Genomic DNA, 5,091 nt, shown 5'->3' with positions numbered 1-5,091 from the left:
GAGTTGGTTGAAGAACAATGGCTAAGCAGAAGAACTCCCACAAAGGTGGCACTGTTTTGGCTAAGGAGGCTGCCCGGCAGGAAATTGAAGAGGATTGTGAGGTCTCAACGGTGCCTGAAACATCACCATCCATGTCCCGCACCATTGGCTCTAAGGATACGGATGGGGAAGAGCAAGGGAACGGAGGGGACGGACAGGGGTTGCCAACTAAGAATCAATCCTATGCTGAAGTTGTTTCTAAAGAACAGCCTAAGAAGACATTTGCTGCCTTGTTTCAGGATAATCGTAATCCTAACAAGGGCATTCCGCTGGCTAAGGTGGAAAATGCTAAGGGTGAAGTGGATATTAGCTTTGAGGAAGTAGATACCGTTGAATCAGCTTTGGGGTTTACTTTGTTAGGGTATGTTGCTGGTGGATTTCCGGGGATGGAAGCAGTGAGGAGGCTCACAAATACTTGGAATGCACCACATAAGTTTCACATTCATAAATCGGGATGGCTTATTTTCCGATTTGAGGAGTTGGCGGAGAAGGAAAGAGTGCTTCAAGGAGGACCTTATCTTATATATGGCCGACCTTTGATTCTCAAGGATTTGCCACCCTTGTTTGAATTTGGGGCATGTACTCATTCTGAAATACCTGTATGGATTACACTACCGGGGCTACCGATTGATCTATGGAATGCTAAAGCCTTGGGTCGAATTTGTTCTATGGTGGGGGATCCAATTTGCACGGATGCTATGACTAGCAAAAAGGAAAGATTGTCTTATGCTAGAGTTCTTGTGAATGTTGATCTAGAAAAGGATTTGGTAAAGGAGATCCGGATTAACCTGCCTAATGGGAAGGTCCGTTCCCAATATGTCTCTTATGAAAGCTTACCAAAGTTCTGCTCCTTTTGTAAGATGATGGGGCATGCCACTGAATTTTGTAAAAAAGCTAAGTTGGTTGAGGAAGCTAAGGCTAGTATTGCTAAGGAAAGCTGTGAGAGTGCTGGGGCAGGGAATTCCAGTGATGGCCCAAATGCCGGGCATGGGGCTGCTACCACGACTACGGTGAGGCAGGGAAAGGGGGCTAAGGCAGATGCCAAGGACTCTACTTCCATTGGGGTAACACAAAAGGCAGAAAAGGGAGACCACCAGGGTGCTTTTGTGGGTACTAGGAGTGTTGGTTGTCTGACTGCATCAGGTGGGCCGGTTAAGGAAGTTAGCACCCGGGTTGGCTGTGGTGATAAGTCTGCTGCGAGCAAGGCTGATTTGGTGGGGAATGGGCCACCTGCTCCTCCTAGGCAAGGGGAAAGTAACCCCGATGCAGAAAACCAAAATCTGTTTGTTGTACMTAAAGGGAAAAGCAAGGAATCTCACCACAGGCATCGTAGGAGTAAGTCCTTGGGAGAGTACACTACAGCTTCAAGTATGGAAGGCATGGCAAATTCAGGCATTCCAGGGAAGGAAAAGACAAGGGAAGTTAGGAGGATTACCCCAATTCCTATTGTCAATGATCAGCCGAGCAAATCAGTGAAGGACAAGGGCAAGGCACCTATGGGTAGGCATGAGGAGAAGCGGAGGAAGGGGGGGTCTTCTACTAATTTTTCATGAAGATTGGATGGTGGAACATTCGAGGGTTTTCAAAAGCCCTCAAGCACAAAGCTGTATATAGTTTTTTGAAAGAACATAACCTTGCTGTCTTTGCACTCTTGGAAACTAAACTGGAGGAGGATAAGCTTTTTGAAGTTATTACCTTGAAGTTTCAGGAGTGGAGGATAGTACACAATTTGGGGGAAAATGATAAGGGAAGGATTGTGGTTTTTTGGAATCCTTTGTTACTTCATATGAGGGAGGTTGGGATGATGGATCAGGTGCTTCATACTCACATTACTTGCCTTGTCACTCGTAGGAATTTTTTTGTTTCTTTTGTATACGGGCTTCACTCCATTGTTACTAGGAGGCCAATGTGGGAGAACTTGAGTACCTTTGGGGCTGATGGGAGACAGCCATGGGTGGTACTTGGGGACTTTAACAGTGTCCTGGAACAGGGAGACCGAATGGGAAGGACTACGGTTACCTCGTATGAAGCTGCTGATTTTGTTAATTGTTGTGTAGACCTTGGCTTACAGGATATCCCCTATGAGGGAATGAGATATACCTGGACAAATGGGAGAACTTGGTCTAAAATTGATAGAGCTATGTGTAATCAACGATGGTTGGAAGACGGTTTGCATACAAGAGCTCACTTCCTGCCTTCTGGCTGTCTCTCGGATCACTCGCCGGCTATTGTGACTATGTTTGAAGGTGCCAACACTCCTAAAAAAGGTTTCATGTTCTTCAATATGTGGGCGGATCATGACAAGTTTTTGGGTATAGTGGAACAGTCTTGGGAGCAAGGTATTCACGGTACAAGGCAGTTTGTGGTGTGCAAAAAACTGAAAGCACTGAAAGGTAAACTTAGGCAGCTGAATAGTAAGGAATTTTCACACATCTCTGAACGAGCTAAGAGGGCCAGGGAGAGTTTGAATGAGAAACAGACTCAGCTACAGGAGGATCCAGCAAATTCTGAGCTTCGGGAAGAAGTGGTAAATTTGTGTAGACAGGCTGAAAGGCTTTTGGAAGCGGAGCGAAAATTCTGTGTTCAAAAAACCAAAGCTGAATTCTTAATGAAGGCGGACAAAGGAACTAAACTTTTTCATTCTTTGATTAAGAGGAATGGGAAGAGAAATTTCATTACTTCTATTACTAGAAGGGATGGGACGAGCACAGCTTCTACAGAGGAGGTACAACATGAATTTGTTGAGTTTTTCACTGGCCTTTTGGGAACCTATGAGGTCACGGCAGACTTGGAAGAAGAGGTGCTGAGGGAAGGGCCAAAAATTGATGCTCAACAAGTAGACTTACTCACAGCCCCTTTCACTAGAGAGGATGTTAAAAGGGCCTTGGCTGACATAGGGAATGAGAAGTCTCCGGGACCGGATGGCTACACATCTTACTTCTTCAAGAAGGCTTGGACAGTGGTGGGGGATGATGTGTGTGAGGCAGTACTTGAATTTTTCAGAACGGGAAGGCTCCTAAAACAACTTAACCACTGTGTCATTTCTCTTATTCCTAAGAATGAAAGGGCTGCTAGGGTGGAAGACTTTAGGCCGATTTCCTGCTGTAATGTGATCTATAAGGTTATCACCAAATTAATCTCCGAAAGACTCACTCTGATTTTGCCTAAGATAATTGATGGTGCACAGACTGGTTTTGTTAAGGGTAGAAGTATGGTGGAAAACATACACTTAGCTCAAGAAATCCTTAGGGGTTATGGAAGGAAGAGGACAACCCCTAAGTGCACTTTGAAAATAGATATTAGGAAGGCTTATGATACTATTTCATGGGACTTTTTGAGGAGGGTTCTCTTGGAACTGAATTTCCCACCTATCTTTGTTTCTTGGATTATGGAATGTGTGACCTCGGTAGCCTATTCTCTACGGATCAATGGCGATGTTGTGGGTTTCTTTAAAGGAAAAAGGGGCTTAAGACAGGGTGATCCCATGTCTCCAGCACTCTTTGTTATTTGTATGGAATATCTCTCAAGGAGTTTAAACCGAGTGACAAGCAGACACCGGAGGTGTGGGTTCAATTTTCATCCTAAATGTGAGAGGTTGAGAATTTCGCATTTGGCATTTGCTGATGACCTGATGGTATTTACTAGGGGTGACTACTCCTCGGTTAACATTGTATGGGAAGCCATTACAAGATTTGGGAAGGTGTCGGGATTACATGCCAATGCACTAAAATCAAATACCTTCTTGGCAGGAGTGGAGGATGGGGAGAAAGAGGCAATCCTAGCACTTACGGAGTTTTCAAGTGGAAGGCTTCCTTTTCGGTACCTTGGCATTCCTTTATCTGGCATACAATTGAAGGTTGGGGATTATGCACCATTGATGGAGAAAATCACTACTACACTGACTTCTTGGGCAGGCCTAAACTTGTCCTATGCAGGGAAAATAGAAGTGGTGAGGACTGTAATCCAAGGTATTCAGAGTTTCTGGTTGGGAATTATCCCCATTTCTGCTGCGGTTCTGGACAGGATCAAGAGTTTATGCCGAAGGTTTATTTGGGGAGGCAGAAATGCTAAGGTAGCATGGCAGACTCTATGTCTTGATAAGAAGGAAGGAGGCCTCGGCTTGAGAGATACTAGAATATGGAATGAAGCTCTTCTCATGAAAACTTTCTGGAATTTACAAGCTAAGAAAGATTCTCTTTGGTGTAAGTGGATGCACCACATTTACCTTAACCAAAGATCAGTCTGGCAGATGGAATCAAGGAGTAGCCACCCTCCTCTTTTGAAGAAGCTGCTTGGGTTAAGAGACAAACTCCTCAACTTGGAAGGCTCGATAGCAAAGGCAGAACTCAAGCTCCATGAGTGGTGTGGGACGGATKTGGCCAGTAGACTGGATACAAGCCAAGTGTATGACTTCTTAAAACAAAAGGGGCAGAAATGGTTCTGGCACCGGCTAGTTTGGCATCCGGTGTTGCCACCTAAATTCTCCTTTCAGTTTTGGTTAGCTGTGATGGACAGATTGCCTACTAAGGACAAACTGACCTTTTTGGATGTGGATCAACTATGTAGCCTTTGTGGAGACCGAGAGGAGACTTCTCAGCACCTTTTCTTCCAATGTTCTTTTTCAACACAGGTTTGGGCAGGTATTAAAGAATGGGCTGGTATGCGAGGCTGCATGTCAACCATCAAAAGCAGTTTGAAGAACTTAATGCAGCATAGTGGAGGGACATCTTGGAGGGCCAACATGCGGAAGCTGTGTCTGGCAGCAACCATCTATTACCTCTGGAAAGGTAGAAACCAAGTGATTTTTGAGCACGCTGAGTTGGACTTTCAGCAAATTATTAGGAAAATCAAAATACAGGTGTATAAGATTGTCTTTAACTTGTACCCCCATATTTTGATTTTTAGCATATGATCTTTGTGAAGCCGTAGGTAGGTTTTGACCACACTTGGGGTCTGTTTGTAAAGCCGCGGGTATGCCCGTTTGATCTTGTAATTCTCTTTTGATCTTAATATACATTTACATTTAGATCAAAAAAAAGAAAGAGCTCTCAG

The 5,091-nt window shown here is 44.5% G+C and carries 2 protein-coding genes; both read left to right on the top strand.

From position 1 onward, the window contains the following. The coding region (locus tag C6B38_RS08735) for a DUF4283 domain-containing protein (protein WP_233485727.1) at positions 1 to 1,760 on the top strand (1,760 nt) is incomplete at its 5' end. After that, positions 1,658 to 4,972, top strand: coding sequence for a reverse transcriptase domain-containing protein (locus C6B38_RS08730; RefSeq protein WP_162475945.1), 3,315 nt, complete (start codon positions 1,658 to 1,660; stop codon positions 4,970 to 4,972). The genes C6B38_RS08735 and C6B38_RS08730, both read left to right, overlap by 103 nt. Positions 4,973 to 5,091 lie beyond the last annotated feature (119 nt).

It is taken from the genome of Spiroplasma sp. ChiS, from assembly GCF_002968355.1.
Lineage (GTDB): Bacteria > Bacillota_I > Bacilli_A > Mycoplasmatales > Mycoplasmataceae > Spiroplasma > Spiroplasma citri.
Note: the sequence above shows the minus strand (reverse complement) of the source record. Positions and strands in the feature narration are given on the sequence as shown.